The 15,487-nt window shown below is 44.5% G+C and carries 15 protein-coding genes and 1 pseudogene; 11 read left to right on the top strand and 5 right to left on the bottom strand.

Annotated elements, in window-relative coordinates; genetic code table 11:
• The first annotated feature begins 1 nt into the window (after position 1).
• From UQW94_RS13135 to UQW94_RS13105, 7 genes are read left to right on the top strand one after another with little or no spacing between them, the layout of a single operon-like run.
• The gene (locus UQW94_RS13135) at positions 2 to 901 is read left to right on the top strand and encodes a hypothetical protein (protein ID WP_225474063.1); all 900 of its coding nucleotides are present in this window, start codon (positions 2 to 4) and stop codon (positions 899 to 901) included.
• A 3-nt stretch (positions 902 to 904) separates the two neighbouring features.
• Positions 905 to 1,855 (top strand): hypothetical protein, encoded by a 951-nt coding sequence (locus UQW94_RS13130; RefSeq protein WP_047103328.1) that lies wholly within the window; start codon positions 905 to 907, stop codon positions 1,853 to 1,855.
• A gap of 3 nt (positions 1,856 to 1,858) precedes the next feature.
• Positions 1,859 to 2,803 (top strand): hypothetical protein, encoded by a 945-nt coding sequence (locus UQW94_RS13125; protein ID WP_258484506.1) that lies wholly within the window; start codon positions 1,859 to 1,861, stop codon positions 2,801 to 2,803.
• A gap of 3 nt (positions 2,804 to 2,806) precedes the next feature.
• Complete coding sequence (locus UQW94_RS13120) at positions 2,807 to 3,751, top strand: hypothetical protein (protein WP_225474342.1); 945 nt, start codon at positions 2,807 to 2,809, stop codon at positions 3,749 to 3,751.
• Between the two features lie 3 nt (positions 3,752 to 3,754).
• Positions 3,755 to 4,708, top strand: a complete 954-nt coding sequence (locus UQW94_RS13115) for a hypothetical protein (protein WP_322142270.1) — start codon at positions 3,755 to 3,757, stop codon at positions 4,706 to 4,708.
• A 3-nt stretch (positions 4,709 to 4,711) separates the two neighbouring features.
• Positions 4,712 to 5,656 carry a hypothetical protein gene (locus tag UQW94_RS13110; RefSeq protein WP_322142269.1) on the top strand — a complete coding sequence of 315 codons (945 nt, stop codon included), beginning with the start codon at positions 4,712 to 4,714 and terminating at the stop codon, positions 5,654 to 5,656.
• Positions 5,657 to 5,659: 3 nt separating this feature from the next.
• On the top strand, positions 5,660 to 6,604 hold the full coding sequence (locus UQW94_RS13105) for a hypothetical protein (protein WP_262635800.1): 945 nt from the start codon (positions 5,660 to 5,662) through the stop codon (positions 6,602 to 6,604).
• Between the two features lie 133 nt (positions 6,605 to 6,737).
• Here UQW94_RS13105 and UQW94_RS13100 read toward each other — a convergent pair whose 3' ends face one another.
• From UQW94_RS13100 to UQW94_RS13090, 3 genes and pseudogenes are all read right to left on the bottom strand, one after another.
• Positions 6,738 to 7,154 (bottom strand): GtrA family protein, encoded by a 417-nt coding sequence (locus tag UQW94_RS13100; RefSeq protein ID WP_170893482.1) that lies wholly within the window; start codon positions 7,152 to 7,154, stop codon positions 6,738 to 6,740.
• A gap of 4 nt (positions 7,155 to 7,158) precedes the next feature.
• The gene (locus tag UQW94_RS13095) at positions 7,159 to 8,565 is read right to left on the bottom strand and encodes a glycosyltransferase family 39 protein (protein WP_322142268.1); all 1,407 of its coding nucleotides are present in this window, start codon (positions 8,563 to 8,565) and stop codon (positions 7,159 to 7,161) included.
• 2 nt (positions 8,566 to 8,567) lie between these two features.
• Positions 8,568 to 9,608: pseudogene (locus tag UQW94_RS13090) on the bottom strand (glycosyltransferase family 2 protein).
• Between the two features lie 152 nt (positions 9,609 to 9,760).
• On the opposite strand from UQW94_RS13090, the gene UQW94_RS13085 reads away from it, so the two are divergent.
• The 3 genes from UQW94_RS13085 (at position 9,761) to UQW94_RS13075 (ending at position 12,725) form a co-directional block, all read left to right on the top strand.
• Positions 9,761 to 10,438, top strand: coding sequence for a response regulator transcription factor (locus tag UQW94_RS13085; protein WP_020197905.1), 678 nt, complete (start codon positions 9,761 to 9,763; stop codon positions 10,436 to 10,438).
• The gene (locus UQW94_RS13080; RefSeq protein ID WP_258494395.1) at positions 10,435 to 11,721 is read left to right on the top strand and encodes a sensor histidine kinase; all 1,287 of its coding nucleotides are present in this window, start codon (positions 10,435 to 10,437) and stop codon (positions 11,719 to 11,721) included. Before UQW94_RS13085 ends, UQW94_RS13080 begins: the two co-directional genes overlap by 4 nt.
• A 107-nt stretch (positions 11,722 to 11,828) precedes the next feature.
• Positions 11,829 to 12,725, top strand: a complete 897-nt coding sequence (locus tag UQW94_RS13075; RefSeq protein ID WP_322142267.1) for a 1-aminocyclopropane-1-carboxylate deaminase/D-cysteine desulfhydrase — start codon at positions 11,829 to 11,831, stop codon at positions 12,723 to 12,725.
• A 39-nt stretch (positions 12,726 to 12,764) separates the two neighbouring features.
• Here the strand turns inward: UQW94_RS13075 and UQW94_RS13070 are convergent, their stop codons facing one another.
• Together UQW94_RS13070 and UQW94_RS13065 are read right to left on the bottom strand one after the other, a co-directional pair.
• A complete protein-coding gene (locus tag UQW94_RS13070) occupies positions 12,765 to 13,307 on the bottom strand; it encodes a hydrolase (RefSeq protein WP_054701260.1) in 543 nt (180 codons plus the stop codon).
• Between the two features lie 150 nt (positions 13,308 to 13,457).
• Positions 13,458 to 14,318, bottom strand: a complete 861-nt coding sequence (locus tag UQW94_RS13065; RefSeq protein ID WP_086046918.1) for a LysR family transcriptional regulator — start codon at positions 14,316 to 14,318, stop codon at positions 13,458 to 13,460.
• A 99-nt stretch (positions 14,319 to 14,417) separates the two neighbouring features.
• Here UQW94_RS13065 and UQW94_RS13060 point away from each other — a divergent pair, with 99 nt between their 5' ends.
• Positions 14,418 to 15,482 (top strand): HlyD family secretion protein, encoded by a 1,065-nt coding sequence (locus UQW94_RS13060; RefSeq protein WP_225474294.1) that lies wholly within the window; start codon positions 14,418 to 14,420, stop codon positions 15,480 to 15,482.
• Positions 15,483 to 15,487 lie beyond the last annotated feature (5 nt).

Raw genomic sequence — 15,487 nt, 5'->3', positions numbered from 1 at the left:
CTTGGCTTATTTACCTTTTTACATCACGCCAGAAGAATTTTCGTCCTACCAAGAAGAACAAGAGCAACAAATTCTAAAGGGGATGAATCTAACAATCTGGCACAAGCACGATATTGAAGAGCCTTTTCGATACTTATACCTATCGATTGCTATAGCCGCTGTCAGTCCATTATTTTTCCTTACCTATTTCCTACATGACAACAGCGACATGATCTTAACTTACATTTTATCGGGTCTGACGATAATCATGTCTGGTGTATCTTATCTGACATTTGGGTTGGACAATCGTTATGATTACACCTTGTCCGATCGCGGGTTGGTTATAAAAAAACGACGTAATTTACCGAATTGGGTAAACTCTGCAACTCAAGTCATGGGCTGGATTGGAGCTATTGTATGTATATTGATGGTTACGTTTGCCGGACCTGTGGTTCTTGTCGGAGCCGGGGGGTTTATACTGGTTTCGTTTCGAATGCTAAAGCGACAACAAAATGAGGAGACTGAAGTACTTGTGGCTCTCCGTGAAAATTGGCTTTGTTGTGAATACTGCAAAAATAGAAAAGTAATCGAACTATTTCATAAACACGATGACTGCTCGTACCAAGACACTGCTAAAACAACGGTAACAAGATACCACTCTATTGGAAGTTCCTATCTATTCGTCTCTTCACCAAAGCAATTAGAGGAAACCTTAAACATGCTTAATCAAGAGTTTGAACTGGATTGTAAAGAAGTCCCAAAAGCGAAAGACTTATTCGATTTCTCGAAACTTCCAGAAATATACAAAACAACGCCATTCCGCGGGACACATTACCCGTTAGAAGCAGTGGGAACGTTACGAACATCAAACGCTCCATTACCTGATTTAGAATATATATCTTCAATTTTAGCCAAGGAGTAACCCTTGGCATATTCACCATTTTATATCACCCCAGAAGAGTTGGCGGTTTATCAAGAGGCGCAAGAGCAAGAGATCCTCTCAGGAGACAATTTAACAACATGGCGTAAATATGATATCGAGGAAGCGAATCGTTTTTCATATATATTTGACAGCTTAGTTCCAATTGCCATCATGTCAGTGGTTCTTTTCTTATTTTGGTATACCTTAGGCCAAGACCCTATGATGGGGTATGTTGCTGTTAGTGTGCTAATAATGGGGTACGGACTCAGCTACCTATTGTTTGGCCTCGATTATCGCTATGACTATATTTTTTCTAGCAAAGGCTTTGTGATGAGAAAGCGTCGCAATATGCCTAAGTGGGTAAATACCGCTACGCAAGCCGTTGGCTGGATAGGTACAGTGGTGTGTTTGGTTATGGTAGCACTGGTTGGTCCAATGGCATTAGCGGGAGCAGGTGCCTTCATTTTGCTTTCATTTGGTATGTTAAAACGCCAGCCTGATGAACCAACAGAAGTGAGAGTTGGAGAGCGAGAAGATTGGCTTTTTGCTGATTACAATAAGAAAAGAAAAGTACTCCAATTCTATTTTAAGTATGACAGGTGCGAATACCAAGATACTGCTCAAAAGATTGTCTTTCGCTCACAAGATCGATTCGATTGTTACGTTTTCTTTAAAACTGAAGCGGATTTAGAATCCATGGTCGCGCAACTGTCAAAGGTCTACAAACTGAATTGTACAGAGGTTGATGACCATAAAAAGCTGTTTGAAGCAAAGCCAGAATCAAGGCTTTTTAGTATTCCTGTTTGTAGTAGAGAATACCAAACCGATGAGGTATTTGATTTTAGGGCGTCAAATGCCCCGCTCCCAGAGCGAGAGTACCTTTACAACGGCAAGTGGCAAACCGAGTCTGAAATCGAACAATCAAAGTCTAAACTAACTACAGCTCTGGAGTAACCCTTGGCATATTCACCATTTTACATCACCCCAGAAGAGTTGGCAGTTTATCAAGAGGCACAAGAGCAAGAAATACTCGCAGGCGATAATGTCAGAACATGGCACAAGTATGATGTAGAGGAACCATTTCGCTATTACTTTAAACTTTTTGCGCTTCCATTTGTGATCGCTCCATTCCTATTAACTTTGTTTATACACACGAGTGACACGGTTGACGTAACTATTTTTTCTTTTATTTTGTCGGTGATTGTATCTGGAGCCTTTTACCTTACGATTGGCCTCGACTATCGCTATGACTATATTTTTTCTGACAAAGGCTTTGTGATGAAGAAACGTCGCAACATGCCTAAGTGGGTGAATACCGCCACGCAAGCCGTTGGCTGGATAGGTGCAGTGGTGTGTGTGGTGATGGTAGCGATGGTTGGCCCGATGGCGTTAGCAGGCGCTGGTGCTTTTATATTAGTCTCCTTTAAAATGCTTAAACGTCAGCCTGATGAACCAACAGAAGTGAGAGTTGGAGAGCGTGAAGATTGGTTGTTTGCCGACTACAACAAAAAGCGCAAAGTGATCCAGTTCTACTTTAAGCAGGATAAGTGTGAATATATCGACACTGCTCACAGAACTATTTTCCGTTCACACAGTAGATCCGATTGCTACGTATTTTTCAAAACTGAAACGGACTTAGAATCGATGGTAAATCAGTTAGCTACGGAATATAAGCTGGATTGTACAGAGGTAGATGACCACAAAAAGCTGTTTGAATCGAAGCCAGAAGCTAGACTGTTTAACATTCCTGTTTGTAATAGAGAATATCAAACCGATGAGGTATTTGATTTAAGGGCTTCGAACGCCCCTCTCCCAGAGCAAGAATACCTTTACAACGGCAAGTGGCAAACCGAATCTGAGATTGAAAAATCTAAATCTGAACTAACAACAGCCAAAGAGTAACCCTTGGCTTATTTACCTTTTTACATCACGCCAGACGAGCTTTCGGCTTATCAAGAAGAACAAGAGCAACAAATTCTAAAGGGGAAAGATCTCACAACCTGGCACAAGCACGATATTGAAGAGCCTTTTCGATACTTATACCTATCGATTGCTATAGCCGCTGTCAGTCCATTATTTTTCCTTACCTATTTCCTACATGATAACAGTGACATGATCTTAACTTATATTTTATCGGGTCTAACGATAATCATGTCTGGTGTATCTTATCTGACATTTGGTTTGGACAATCGTTATGATTACATCTTGTCCGATCGCGGATTGGTTATAAAAAAGCGACGTGATTTACCGAATTGGGTCAACTCTGCGACTCAAGCCATGGGCTGGATTGGAGCAATAGTTTGTGTCGTGATGGTTGGGGTTGCTGGACCCATGGTTCTTGCCGGAGCTGGTGGGTTTATATTGGTTTCATTTGGTATGCTTAAACGACAGCCTGATGAAGCAACAGAAGTGAGAGTAGGCGAACGAGAAGATTGGCTGTTTGCGGACTACAACAAGAAAAGGAAAGTGATCCAATTCTATTTTAAGCAGGACATATGCAGATATCGAGATACTGCTCATAAGACTATCTTTCGCTCACAAGATAGATCGGATTGTTATGTTTTCTTTAAAACTGAAGCAGATTTAGAATCCATGGTCGCGCAACTGTCAAAGGTCTACAAGCTGGATTGTACAGAGGTAGATGACCACAAAAAGCTGTTTGAATCGAAGCCAGAATCAAGGCTCTTTAGTATTCCAGTTTGTAGTAGAGAATATCAAACCGAAGAGGTATTTGATTTAAGGGCGTCAAATGCCCCACTTCCTGAGCGTGAATACCTTTACAACGGCAAGTGGCAAACCGAGTCTGAAATCGAACAATCAAAATCTGAACCAACAGCAGCCAAGGTATAAACATTGGCTTATTCACCTTTTTACATCACCCCAGAAGAATTGGCGGTTTATCAAGAGGCTCAAGAGCAAAGAATCAGCTCGGGTAGCAATGTTTTACGTTGGAGTGTTGTAAACGTCGAGATGCCTTCTCGATACATTCACCTCTATTTTACTCTCGTAACCTTGTTTGTCTGTATTGCGATGTTTTTTGCCTTAGCAAACTTCAATCAAAACGATGACACCATTTTCTTAGCATGTGTACTTTCATTTTGCGTGGCACTTTTTTATTTCCTAATGAGATGGGGGCTTTTAAAGCAGTACCATTATGTTTTTTCAGAAAAAGGACTTGTTGCAAAGCCTAGTAGTACCATTCCAAAATGGATGAACAATGCGAGTCAAGTAACAGGCTGGGTGGGCGCCACCACATGTATATTAATGGTAATTCTTGTTGGTCCAATGGCTTTAGCTGGCGCAGGCGCTTTTATTTTGGTCTCATTCAAAATGCTTAAACGCCAACCCGAAGAGCGCACAAATATCAGAATTGCAGAGCGTGAAAATTGGCTATTTGCTTACTACAACAAAAAACGCAAGGTTATTACTCTTTATCATAGGTATGACGATTGTGATTACAGAGATGTAGCGAAAACGACCGTTAGTCGATGCCACTATAGAGGTAGGAGCTTTATATTTTTCAGTTCAACCAATGATTTAGAGAGAGTTTTGGAAAAATTGTCTAAAGAGTATCAACTTAAATGTACCGAATTCGAGGATATCAAAGCCTTGTTCAATGCTTATTCACCTGATGAATTGCTCTCGGAACCAGCAAGAAGCCTAGAGTTCCCCGTGGATGATACGTTTGAACTTAGAGCTCAAAACGCACCTATCCCTGAATGGGAATACCTTTACAACGGTAAGTGGCAAACCGAGTCTGAAATCGAACAATCAAAGTCTAAACTAATAACTACAGCTCTGGAGTAACCCTTGGCATATTCACCATTTTATATCACTCCAGAAGAGTTGGCAGTTTATCAAGAGGCACAAGAGCAAGAAATACTCGCAGGCGATAACGTCAGAACATGGCATAAGTATGATGTAGAGGAACCATTTCGCTATTACTTTAAACTTTTTGCGTTTCCATTTGTGATCGCTCCATTCCTATTAACTTTGTTTATACACACGAGTGACACGGTTGACGTAACTATTTTTTCTTTTATTTTATCGGTGATGGTGTCTGGAGCCTTTTACCTTACGATTGGCCTCGATTATCGCTATGACTATATTTTTTCTGACAAAGGCTTTGTGATGAAGAAACGTCGCAACATGCCTAAGTGGGTGAATACCGCCACGCAAGCCGTTGGCTGGATAGGTGCAGTGGTGTGTGTGGTGATGGTAGCGATGGTTGGCCCGATGGCGTTAGCAGGCGCTGGTGCTTTTATATTAGTCTCCTTTAAAATGCTTAAACGCCAACCAGATGAACCAACAGAAGTGAGGGTCGGAGAACGTGAAGACTGGCTCTTTGTTGATTACAATAAGAAAAGAAAAGTAATTAAGTTCTTTTTTAAGCATGACACATGCGAATATATTAATATAGAACATACTAAGATTTCACGCTTACACAACCGATTCCACTATTACGTATTTTTCAAAACCGTGTCTGACTTAGAGTCTATGGTCAATCAGCTAGCTACAGAATATAAGCTTGACTGTACGGAAGTCGCCGACCACAAAAAGCTATTTGAAGCTAAGCCAGAGGCTAGACTGTTTGGCACGCCAGTTTGTTATAAAGAATATCAAACCGATGAGGTATTTGATTTAAGAGCTTCAAAAGCCCCGCTCCCAGAACGTGAATACCTTTACAACGGCAAGTGGCAAACGGAATCTGAGATTGAAAAATCTAAATCTGAACTAACAACAACCAAGGAGTAACCCTTGGCATATTCACCATTTTACATCACCCCAGAAGAGTTGGCAGTTTATCAAGAGGCACAAGAGCAAGAAATACTCGCAGGCGATAACGTCAGAACATGGCATAAGTATGATGTAGAGGAACCATTTCGCTATTACTTTAAACTTTTTGCGCTTCCATTTGTGATCGCCCCATTCCTATTAACTTTGTTTATATACACGAGTGACACGGTTGACGTAACTATTTTTTCTTTTATTTTGTCGGTGATGGTGTCTGGAGCCTTTTACCTTACGATTGGCCTCGACTATCGCTATGACTATATTTTTTCTGACAAAGGCTTTGTGATGAAGAAACGTCGCAACATGCCTAACTGGGTGAATACCGCCACGCAAGCCGTTGGCTGGATAGGTGCTGTGGTGTGTGTGGTGATGGTTGCGGTGGTTGGCCCGATGGCGTTAGCAGGCGCTGGTGCTTTTATATTAGTCTCCTTTAAAATGCTTAAACGTCAGCCTGATGAACCAACAGAAGTGAGGGTCGGAGAACGTGAAGACTGGCTCTTTGCTGATTATAATAAGAAAAGGAAAGTAATTAAGTTCTTTTTTAAGTATGACAGGTGCGAATACCAAGATACTGCTCAGGAGATTACTTTTCGCTCACAGGGACGATTTTATTGTTACATTTTCTTTAAAAATGAAGCGGAATTAGAATCCATGGTCACGCAACTGTCAGAGGTCTACAAACTGGATTGTAAAGAGGTCAATGATCATAAAAAGCTGTTTGAAGCGAAGCCTGAACCTAGACTTTTTACGACTCCCGCTTATTATCGAGAATACCCTACCAATGAAGTGTTTGATTTAAGGGATGCGAAAGCGCCACTCCCAGAGTGTAAGTATCTTTACAACGGCAAGTGGCAAACCGAGTTTGAAATCGAACAATCAAAATCTGAACTAACGGCAGCCAAGGTATAAACCTTGGCTTATTTACCTTTTTACATACCCCATGAAAAGCTTTAGGTTTACTCTGATGTACAAAAAGAAAAATTGGTTCAAATAACGAATTTTTAACTCGAGGATAGGATAGTAAGCCCGAACCTTTCTATCCTCAACTAAACACCCATTTTGCACTGAGTAAATAGTTACTCACCATGCCTGCCAATATGCCTAAAATCAAAGCCAAATAGACCATCACTCCTTGCGTCCCTAACGAGAGCGTTACGCCTTTGAACACAATAAAGTTCGGCAAAGCACTGATACAGGCACTCGCCATAAATTTTTGCCATTGAGCGAAAGGGTTGGTTTTTTCTGCTTGAGAGAAAGTCAGCCAGCGATTGCCAAGCCAAGTTGTGGTTGCTGCAAACAAAAATGCTATCCCACGAGCCAGCATCAGCTCCAGACCAAACCAATGGAACAACACAGAAAAGATAAGGGTGTCGACCATAAAGCCGACACCACCTACTAGAGCAAACCTTGTTAACGAAGCAAACCTTTCCAGCGAAGCAAATTTTGGTAATTTGCCCATTCCGCTATCCAACCACACAGGTGTAGAGTGAGCGTTTCGATTTTGCTGTGAACTCGTTGGTACAACTCAACGCATTTTCATGAATCATGCTATCCACTTGCTGCGATTTACCAATCAGGTGGAATTTCTTCAGATTGTTTAAGTCATTCTTGTCTTCAAGCTTTTTCGCCTGACCATGACTATAGAACTGACCTGAGAACGGACGCTTACCAATATAAAAGACCGGAGCGTTGTCATCAATTTGCGCGAAGATTATGCGGTCGCTGCGGCTATCCGCTTTGCCCATATTCAAAACCAACATCGCAATCATAAGCAGGGCTGGCAACACCGCTGCCGTTCCGGTCAACCATTTGAAATCGTGTTTATCCACCAGCATCGCAATCAAGATACCCAATGCAGGCACACCCGGTAGCACGTAAGCAGGCAAGATATTCCGAGCCATGGTGAACAAGATCATTGGGGAAATCAGCCAACACATCAGGAAGCTAAATAGGCCTTGATGATCAGTTTCAATGGCTTTGAGTACTTTACGACGTTTCCACGCCAAGATAGGCAATACAATTGACCAAGGCGCAGCCGATTGCAGCCAGAATACCCAGATCATCCCACGTGGTTGATCATGAGCAGAGCCATACAGGTCTCCTTCCCAACCGCTGACAACAAAACGCTTAAAGTGCTCGCCAACAATAAAGTAATCAATAAATCCAGGCGTCGCCATTTCAGCCATGATGTACCAAGGTAGAGCAATCGCCAGCATGAGCGCCAACCCCAACACAATTGGAAAACGCTGCCACAAGGCTTTGAAGGCACCGAAGAAACCATGCTGAATCACAAGCCAAGGAAACACTGCGATGCCCATGATCACGATCGCCACCGGACCTTTTGCTAACAGCCCGCAAGCCAAGCCAAAGAAACCGAGATAACCCCACAATCGGCTGTGTTTGTCTTTGCCAAGCCAGCAGTAGTAAAAGCCGACCATCGCCATGGTCATTGCCAATGTCAGTGCCATGTCTGTCATCACTGCACCCGCCGCAATTGAAAAGATGCCACACGTCGCCAATACCAACGCTGCGATGACTGCATTAAAGCCAGCGCGATGCGCCATGGCTGCAACAAAAATAATAGTCGCGACACCCGCCAACCAATGAGGCGCGCGCACTGCGAATTCATTCAATCCAAACAACTCAATGCCATAAGCACTCATCCACGTGAACAGGGGTGGTTTCCCCCAAAAAGGCACGCCGTAATCAAACTGTGGGGTAAGCCAATTGCCTGTTTCCACCATTAAGCGCGCCATTTCGCCATAGCGGGCTTCTGTGGTGTCCATCAAAGGGTATGCGGCAAGTGAAATAAGACGGAGTAAAAGAGCAAACGCCAACAACAACCACAGATGGGTTTTATTAATACTCATGATTACGCGGTTTCTCCCAGTTTAAACTTCATGGTTTGGATGGATTGATGTTTTGCAGGCTGCTCGTAAACAGACTGAACAAGATAAAGAGGGCGTTGCTTGGTCTCGACAAAAATGCGGCCAATGTATTCGCCCAAAAGGCCAATCGACAGCAGTTGCACACCGCCCAAGGCAAGTTGGACGACCATCATGGATGGGTAGCCAGTGACAGGCTCACCAAACACAACAGTTTTCATCACTATGAATGCGCAATAGATAAAGGCACTGAACGCCACCAATGCACCAGCAAGTGTCGCTAAACGCAAAGGACGAATGGAAAACGAGGTGATGCCGTCCATTGCAAGGCCAATCAGCTTGAGGTAGTTCCATTTGGTTTCACCACAGAAACGAGCGTCACGCTCAAACTGAACCGTCACTTGCTTGAAACCCGGTCAAGAAAAGATGCCTTTCATGTATCGGTTACGCTCTGGCAACGCATTGATGTGTTTAACCACTTTTGCGCTCAGTAGACGGAAATCGCCCACGTTCTCCGGCACATCCAATTTCGCCATGCTATTAAGCACTTTGTAAAAGCAAGCGGCCGAGAAGCGTTTGAACCAAGTTTCACCGTGGCGTTCACTGCGCTGCATGTTCACCACGTCATAACCTTCACGCCATTTTGATACCATTTGCGGGATCAACTCCGGTGGGTCTTGCAAGTCGGCATCAATCACAATCACCGCTTCACCTTGGCAGTGTTCCAGACCCGCACTCATGGCGGACTCTTTGCCAAAGTTACGGCTTAGTGCAATACAACGAACGTCGCTAGAAGATTGAGAAAAGTTTTGCGCGATCATTAGGCTGTCATCTTTGCTGCCATCGTCGACATAAACGATTTCACAGCGTTCTGGCATTTCATCCAAAACGGCGGCTAAACGACGATGAAATTCAGGTAAGACTTCTTGCTCGTTAAAGAATGGCACCACAACAGACAAAACTGTTTTAGGCTCAGTGTGTTGGCTCACCTTTGAAAAGGTTGCAGCGTGAATGTTGAAGGTTGACATGCTACTCTTCCACTAAATCCGATGAATGAATCCAGTCTACAAACATCAACGTGAAAGAGATGTTATTGACATCTTTTTCACGTCCTTAGTGAATAATGTTCGGTTAAGACGAAATCTTATTTTCGAGCACCTGCCCACTTGGAGAGAAATACATGAAACGCGTACTTTTAGTCGAAGATAATCGAGAAATCGCAGGCATGCTGTTCGATTATTTTGAGTGTGCAGGTATGGAACTCGATTATGCAGACAACGGCGAGCTCGGCCTGAAACTGGCGATGGAAAACACCTTCGACATCATCTTGCTCGACCTCATGCTGCCACGCATGGATGGCCTGACCATGTGTAATAAACTTCGCGATGCGGGCAACAACACACCAGTGCTTATGCTGACTGCACTCGATAGCCGTGACGATATGCTCAAAGGCTTCCAACACGGTGCGGATGACTATCTGACCAAACCCTTCGATCTTGATATTCTTGAAGCGCGCATGATGGCACTGATCCGCCGTTACCGCGGCACTGTCGCGTCGAGCAAGTTGGAATATGGCGAAGTCTCTATCGACCAAAAAACACGTAAAGCTTACCGCCAAGATAAACTGTTGGCGCTAAACCCAACCACTTACACCATTCTGGAAATGCTTGTGAAAAGCGCGCCAGACGTAGTAACACGTGAAGAAATCGCCTTCCAACTATGGCAAGAGAACGAGCCGAACAACGACGTTCTGCGAAGCCACATTTACCAACTTCGCAACCAACTTGATAAGCCATTTGAACAACATGTGCTGATCACCGTGCCGAAAGTTGGCTTCCGCTTGGAGACAGTTGCATGATCAATCGCTTACTTGCTAGCACGCAAAGCACACAAAGTATGACAGGGCGGCTCGCTCTGTTTTTCTCTTTTGTGTCGGTCGTGATTGGCATCTTCTGTTTTTTGTTGATTACCGGCTCCCTGCTTTGGTCTGAAGACCGCGTGGGCGAGCGTCGTATTATGGTCGACAAAAAAGAAGCGATTGAACATTTCCAGTCCCACCCAGAGCAAGGCAGTATTCAGCTTGACCTGCTCACCACCGCATACAACGACATCTCATTGGTTGCCGAGCGCTACCAAAAATACCTAATAGGTCAAAAGCACTTTCTTGATGAAGTAGAAGATGGTGAATACTCGCGCATGGTTTACATGAGTACTTACACCTACAAAGGCGTTGAACATCCCGTTATTCTGGTTTCCTTGATTGATGAAATCGAGATCACCTCAGAGGAATTCATTCTCGTCGTCGCTATGGTGCTGTCCATTGTCGCCGTGCTGGTGTTCCTGTTTGGTAGCCTCCTGCTGCGCTTATCACAACGCTTGATTGAACCCGTCAATGCGCTTAAAACTCAACTCGACCATCATCAAGGCGATGCTACGCAAACTTTTAGCGTGCCAGAGGGATCAGCCAAAGAGTTCCAAACCCTCGCGGATGAGTTGAATGAGTACCGCCATAAAATCAACCAAGTCATCAAGCGTGAGCAAGCCTTTGCACGATACGCAAGCCATGAACTGCGTACACCGTTAACCGTAATGAAAGGCTCAAGTAGCTTACTAGCTAGAAGTGCGAACACGGATTTCCAAACCCGCCAAGTGAACCGAATTCAAGATGCGACGCAGCAGATGTCGACCATGGTGGATGCCCTACTCGGCTTAGTACGTTACGAGCGCAATGCAGATGATTCACCAGTACGAAGCATCACCGAAGAAGAACTCAACCAAATCATCTTCCAAAGCCAAGCTCAGGCGGATGAGAAAGCACTCAGCTTTGATGTTCAGATCGACGGCAACCCTAGAACGCGCGCGACCAATGCCGTGTTGACCATAATTCTTGGTAACCTGATTCGCAACGGCATCGCTGCGACACCTTCGGGATCAATTCATATCAGCATGGATGAAAACACCATCTCGGTGCGCGATGAAGGTGAAGGCTTTTCAACCATTCCACATTCTGATGGGCACGGATTAGGTTTGATGATTGTGGATGATTTGTGTCAACGCTATGGCTGGCAATTTAAGATTGGTACACATCCAGAAGGTGGTTGTGAGGCAGTAATTGATCTTGCGTCAGAGCATCAGGAATAACCGAAATGGTTGTACTGAAACACAGACTTTTTATCTGGGTTTAATGGCGTTACACTACGCGCCCTTTTTAACGGCAAGGTCGCGTGGTTGGACACGTCAGCAGTCACATGAAACTCTCTGAAAGCCCGATAACTCAACACAACTTCAACGGTCATACGTTTTTTCTTAAGCGTGATGACATGCTGCATTCTCACTTTTCTGGGAACAAAGCACGTAAGTTTATGACGTTAATGGAAGAGCAAAATCCCGACATCACCACGTTAATAAGCTTTGGCTCCGCTCAATCCAACGCGATGTATTCGCTAGCGGCTCTCGCCCAGATTAAAGGTTGGGCATTTGAGTTTTATGTTCATCACATTCCATCTTGGCTAAAAAGCTCCCCCATCGGAAACTATCGCGGCGCTCTCGATTTGGGTATGAAAATCACCGCCATGCAAGACATCGGTAGCGAACTCCACCCTAGTGAATACATCCACCAGGTACGAAGATTAGATGAGTCGACATTGCTTATTCCAGAGGGTGGACGTTCCCACCTCTCTGAAGCTGGCATCAAACAGTTAGCACGAGAAATTCTTGATTGGACGCGATTGAGAGGTAAAGAACAGTTTACCGTCGCCCTGCCATCAGGCACTGGCACGACCGCTTTATATCTTCATAAACATTTAAGCCCACACGGCATAGAAGTGCTAACTTGCCCTTGCGTAGGCGATGTAGATTACTTAACTGAGCAGTTCAACCAGCTCTGTGAAAACAGCCACCCAACCATTTTAACCATCCGCAACAAACACCATTTTGGTCGCTTGTACGAAGAAGATTACATCACATGGAAAGCGCTCTTTGAGCAAACCGACCTCGAATTTGACCTGTTATACGACCCGTATATGTGGCAATGCCTCACCCCTTGGTTGGAAGAGAACACTGATAAAACGGTGATTTACATTCACCAAGGCGGGTTACTTGGCAACGAGTCGATGTTGCCAAGGTATCAACGAGAATTTGAATAGCGTGTTCAAATAAAGTTGTTGCTGATTACAGTGATTCCACTATTTGATGAGCGCCAGAATTTCTTTGAATTCAGGTGCTCGGCAATCTTCGACCATTTCATACAAACACATTTCTAACCCAGTGAGCACCACACCGTTTGCGGTTAACTTCGCAAGAGCGAGCGCTTTATTGGCAGCGGTTCGGGAAGATACACAATCCGTGACTAATTCAACGCGATAACCGGACTGACGCAGAGAAACCGCGGTTTGATAGACGCAAATGTGGGATTCAATACCGCAAACCAACCAGGTATCAACTTTCGCGTTCTCCACCGCGACCTTAAACGTCGCCTCTTTGCAACCATCAAACGTGTACTTGGTAATAGGTAAATGCGTGCTTTCAAGCACTTCACGAATCGGCTCCGCGGTTGGGCCCAATTTTTCTGGATTCTGTTCTAGCCACAGAATAGGCAAATCTAGTGCTTTGGCGCCCTTTACCAGTTTCGTGATATTTTCAATCAGAGCGTCGCTTTCATGCATTAATGTAGCGAGTTTGCCCTGAACATCCACCACAATCAGGCCCGTGTTTCCTTTCGATAACATTTCCATCTCCTATCTTGTGCGACCACAAACCATACTCAACAAGTTGAGCAACAGTTAATGTATCAGAATCCTTTCATGTTAGAGCACTAAAACCTAGAAAGATGACCTTCGCTCACACATTTGCTCTTAGTTAAGAGTGGTTTGAACTGACTATTTAAATTTCTCTCGAATTAGCTCAATCAAGGCTTTGACTTTATTGGGCAGAAATAAGGCCGAGGGATAAATCAGAGTAAGATGCTGCTTCGGATGCGCGAATTGAGGCAGCACCTCGACCAACAAACCATCTCGCAATGCAGGCTTGGAATGAATTTGTGGAATAAACGCGATGCCGTTTCCTGCTATCGCCATCGAGCGCAGCAAGTTGAGATCGTCCGATCGCAACGCGACATGTAAATCTGAATCGAGCAAATCGGCATTGTAACGATTAGTTAAAAGGCGATGCTGCTTAAGATCTTCCACCGTTTTTACTGGCGGATGCGATTCTAGATAAGCTTTTGACGCAACAAAGTGACTACGATAAGGCAAAAGACTGAACTGCACATAGCTGTCATCGGTAACTTTGACCACGCTCGGAAGAAGCTGTAAATCAAACGATTGACGCTTGAGATCGACACTCTCTTGATGGTTTTCAATCTCGACCGAAATCTCCGGATACCGCGTTGTGTACTCGGTGATGATCGCGTTAAACGCGGCAGAGCTCATCAATGCGGAAGGAATGGCTAAACGCACTTTGCCCGTCAGCTCTTGTTGATATTCGTGCATGGCATTTAAACCTTGCTGAATATGGTCAATAGGCTGCCCCACCAACTCAAACAAACGTTTCCCGTGCTCCGTCAACTCAATGCTGCGTGTTGTGCGGATCAAAAGCTGTACCCCGAGCGATTTCTCTAATTCTTGCAGGCGACGACTCACTTTTGAGCGTTGTAGTTGATTCGCCTCTGCCGCTGCACTTATACCGCGGTGAACCACCGTCTGAGTGAATAGATAAATATCATCAAAACTAACGTTCATTGTCCTATTTTTAGGTCATTTATGTTCGTATTATCATTCTACTGAATTGTGAGTGACTTCTCTATAATCCGCTATCCAATATGTTTAACGGAACTTGTAATGACGGCTGACCAAAAATTCAAACACTGGATGCGAACTTTGATTGTCCTGTTCATAGTACTATTTTTGTACATTATCATTGCTGACCGCCACGCCCCCTTAACGACCGAAGGACGAGTGCAAGGATACGTTGTCCAAGTCGCGCCCGAGGTATCTGGTAAAGTGACCGACGTTCTCATCGAGAATAACCAGTCCGTTCAAAAAGGCGATGTGTTGTTTACGATTGATGATCGTAAATACAAAATAGCACTTGAACAGGCGGAGCTGTCTCTGCAATCCGCTTATGAAAAAGAAGCAACGCTGTATTCTCAACGCGAAGCCGCTCTTGCCAATATTGCTCGCGCACAAGCGACATTTGATAATGCACACCGCGAATACAACCGCTTACTGACGTTATCGAAGCAGAAAGTCATCTCTCAATCGACACTCGATAATGCCTTTGCCCAAAATCAGGTATCACGTGCTGCGCTTAAAGCGGAACGACAAAACTTAAAAGTAATTGAGGCGCAGTTAGGCGCTCAAAAAGGTCAAAGCACTGCCGTTCGAATTGCCAAAAATGGCATCGAAAAGGCGCAACTTGATTTGGCAAATACCGCAGTACTCGCTCCCAGTGATGGTGTCGTGACCAACCTGCAACTAGAAGTTGGCACGATGGCAAACACCAACATGCCATTGCTGACATTTGTACCAACAGGATCACTCTGGGTAGCCGCTGATTTTCGTGAAAAATCCGTCGCGAACATAGACAAGACTTTCCACGCCTTGGTCACATTTGATGCCAACCCAGGTTCGGTGTACGACTTTGATTTAGCTAGCCGCGATTACGGTGTAGCAGCCGCACAACAAACGCCTAATGGCGCACTAACCAAAGTGGAAGTGAACAACCGCTGGGTACGTGATGCGCAGCGTACACGAGTGAACCTAACCAGCAGCGAAGAGTTACCACCAGCACTGTTTGTCGGCTCTCGCTCTACCATTGTTTTGTACCCAGACAACAGCATTTTCTGGCAGTGGATGGCGCAAGCACAGATTCACCTCGCAAGCTGGTTCCACTTCATTTACTAGGCGGC

Source organism: Vibrio sp. PBL-C16, from assembly GCF_034321865.1.
GTDB lineage: Bacteria > Pseudomonadota > Gammaproteobacteria > Enterobacterales > Vibrionaceae > Vibrio > Vibrio alginolyticus.
The sequence above is the reverse complement of the archived record's forward strand: the minus strand, read 5'-3'. Positions and strand labels throughout refer to the sequence as shown.

What these genes read in the sequence shown, in the direction of transcription:
- UQW94_RS13100 (WP_170893482.1), bottom strand. Translation starts at nt 7,154, where the DNA reads ATGGGCAAATTACCAAAATTTGCTTCGCTGGAAAGGTTTGCTTCGTTA.
- UQW94_RS13095 (WP_322142268.1), bottom strand. Translation starts at nt 8,565, where the DNA reads ATGAGTATTAATAAAACCCATCTGTGGTTGTTGTTGGCGTTTGCTCTT.
- UQW94_RS13085 (WP_020197905.1), top strand. Translation starts at nt 9,761, where the DNA reads ATGAAACGCGTACTTTTAGTCGAAGATAATCGAGAAATCGCAGGCATG.
- UQW94_RS13080 (WP_258494395.1), top strand. Translation starts at nt 10,435, where the DNA reads ATGATCAATCGCTTACTTGCTAGCACGCAAAGCACACAAAGTATGACA.
- UQW94_RS13075 (WP_322142267.1), top strand. Translation starts at nt 11,829, where the DNA reads ATGAAACTCTCTGAAAGCCCGATAACTCAACACAACTTCAACGGTCAT.
- UQW94_RS13070 (WP_054701260.1), bottom strand. Translation starts at nt 13,307, where the DNA reads ATGTTATCGAAAGGAAACACGGGCCTGATTGTGGTGGATGTTCAGGGC.
- UQW94_RS13065 (WP_086046918.1), bottom strand. Translation starts at nt 14,318, where the DNA reads ATGAACGTTAGTTTTGATGATATTTATCTATTCACTCAGACGGTGGTT.
- UQW94_RS13060 (WP_225474294.1), top strand. Translation starts at nt 14,418, where the DNA reads ATGACGGCTGACCAAAAATTCAAACACTGGATGCGAACTTTGATTGTC.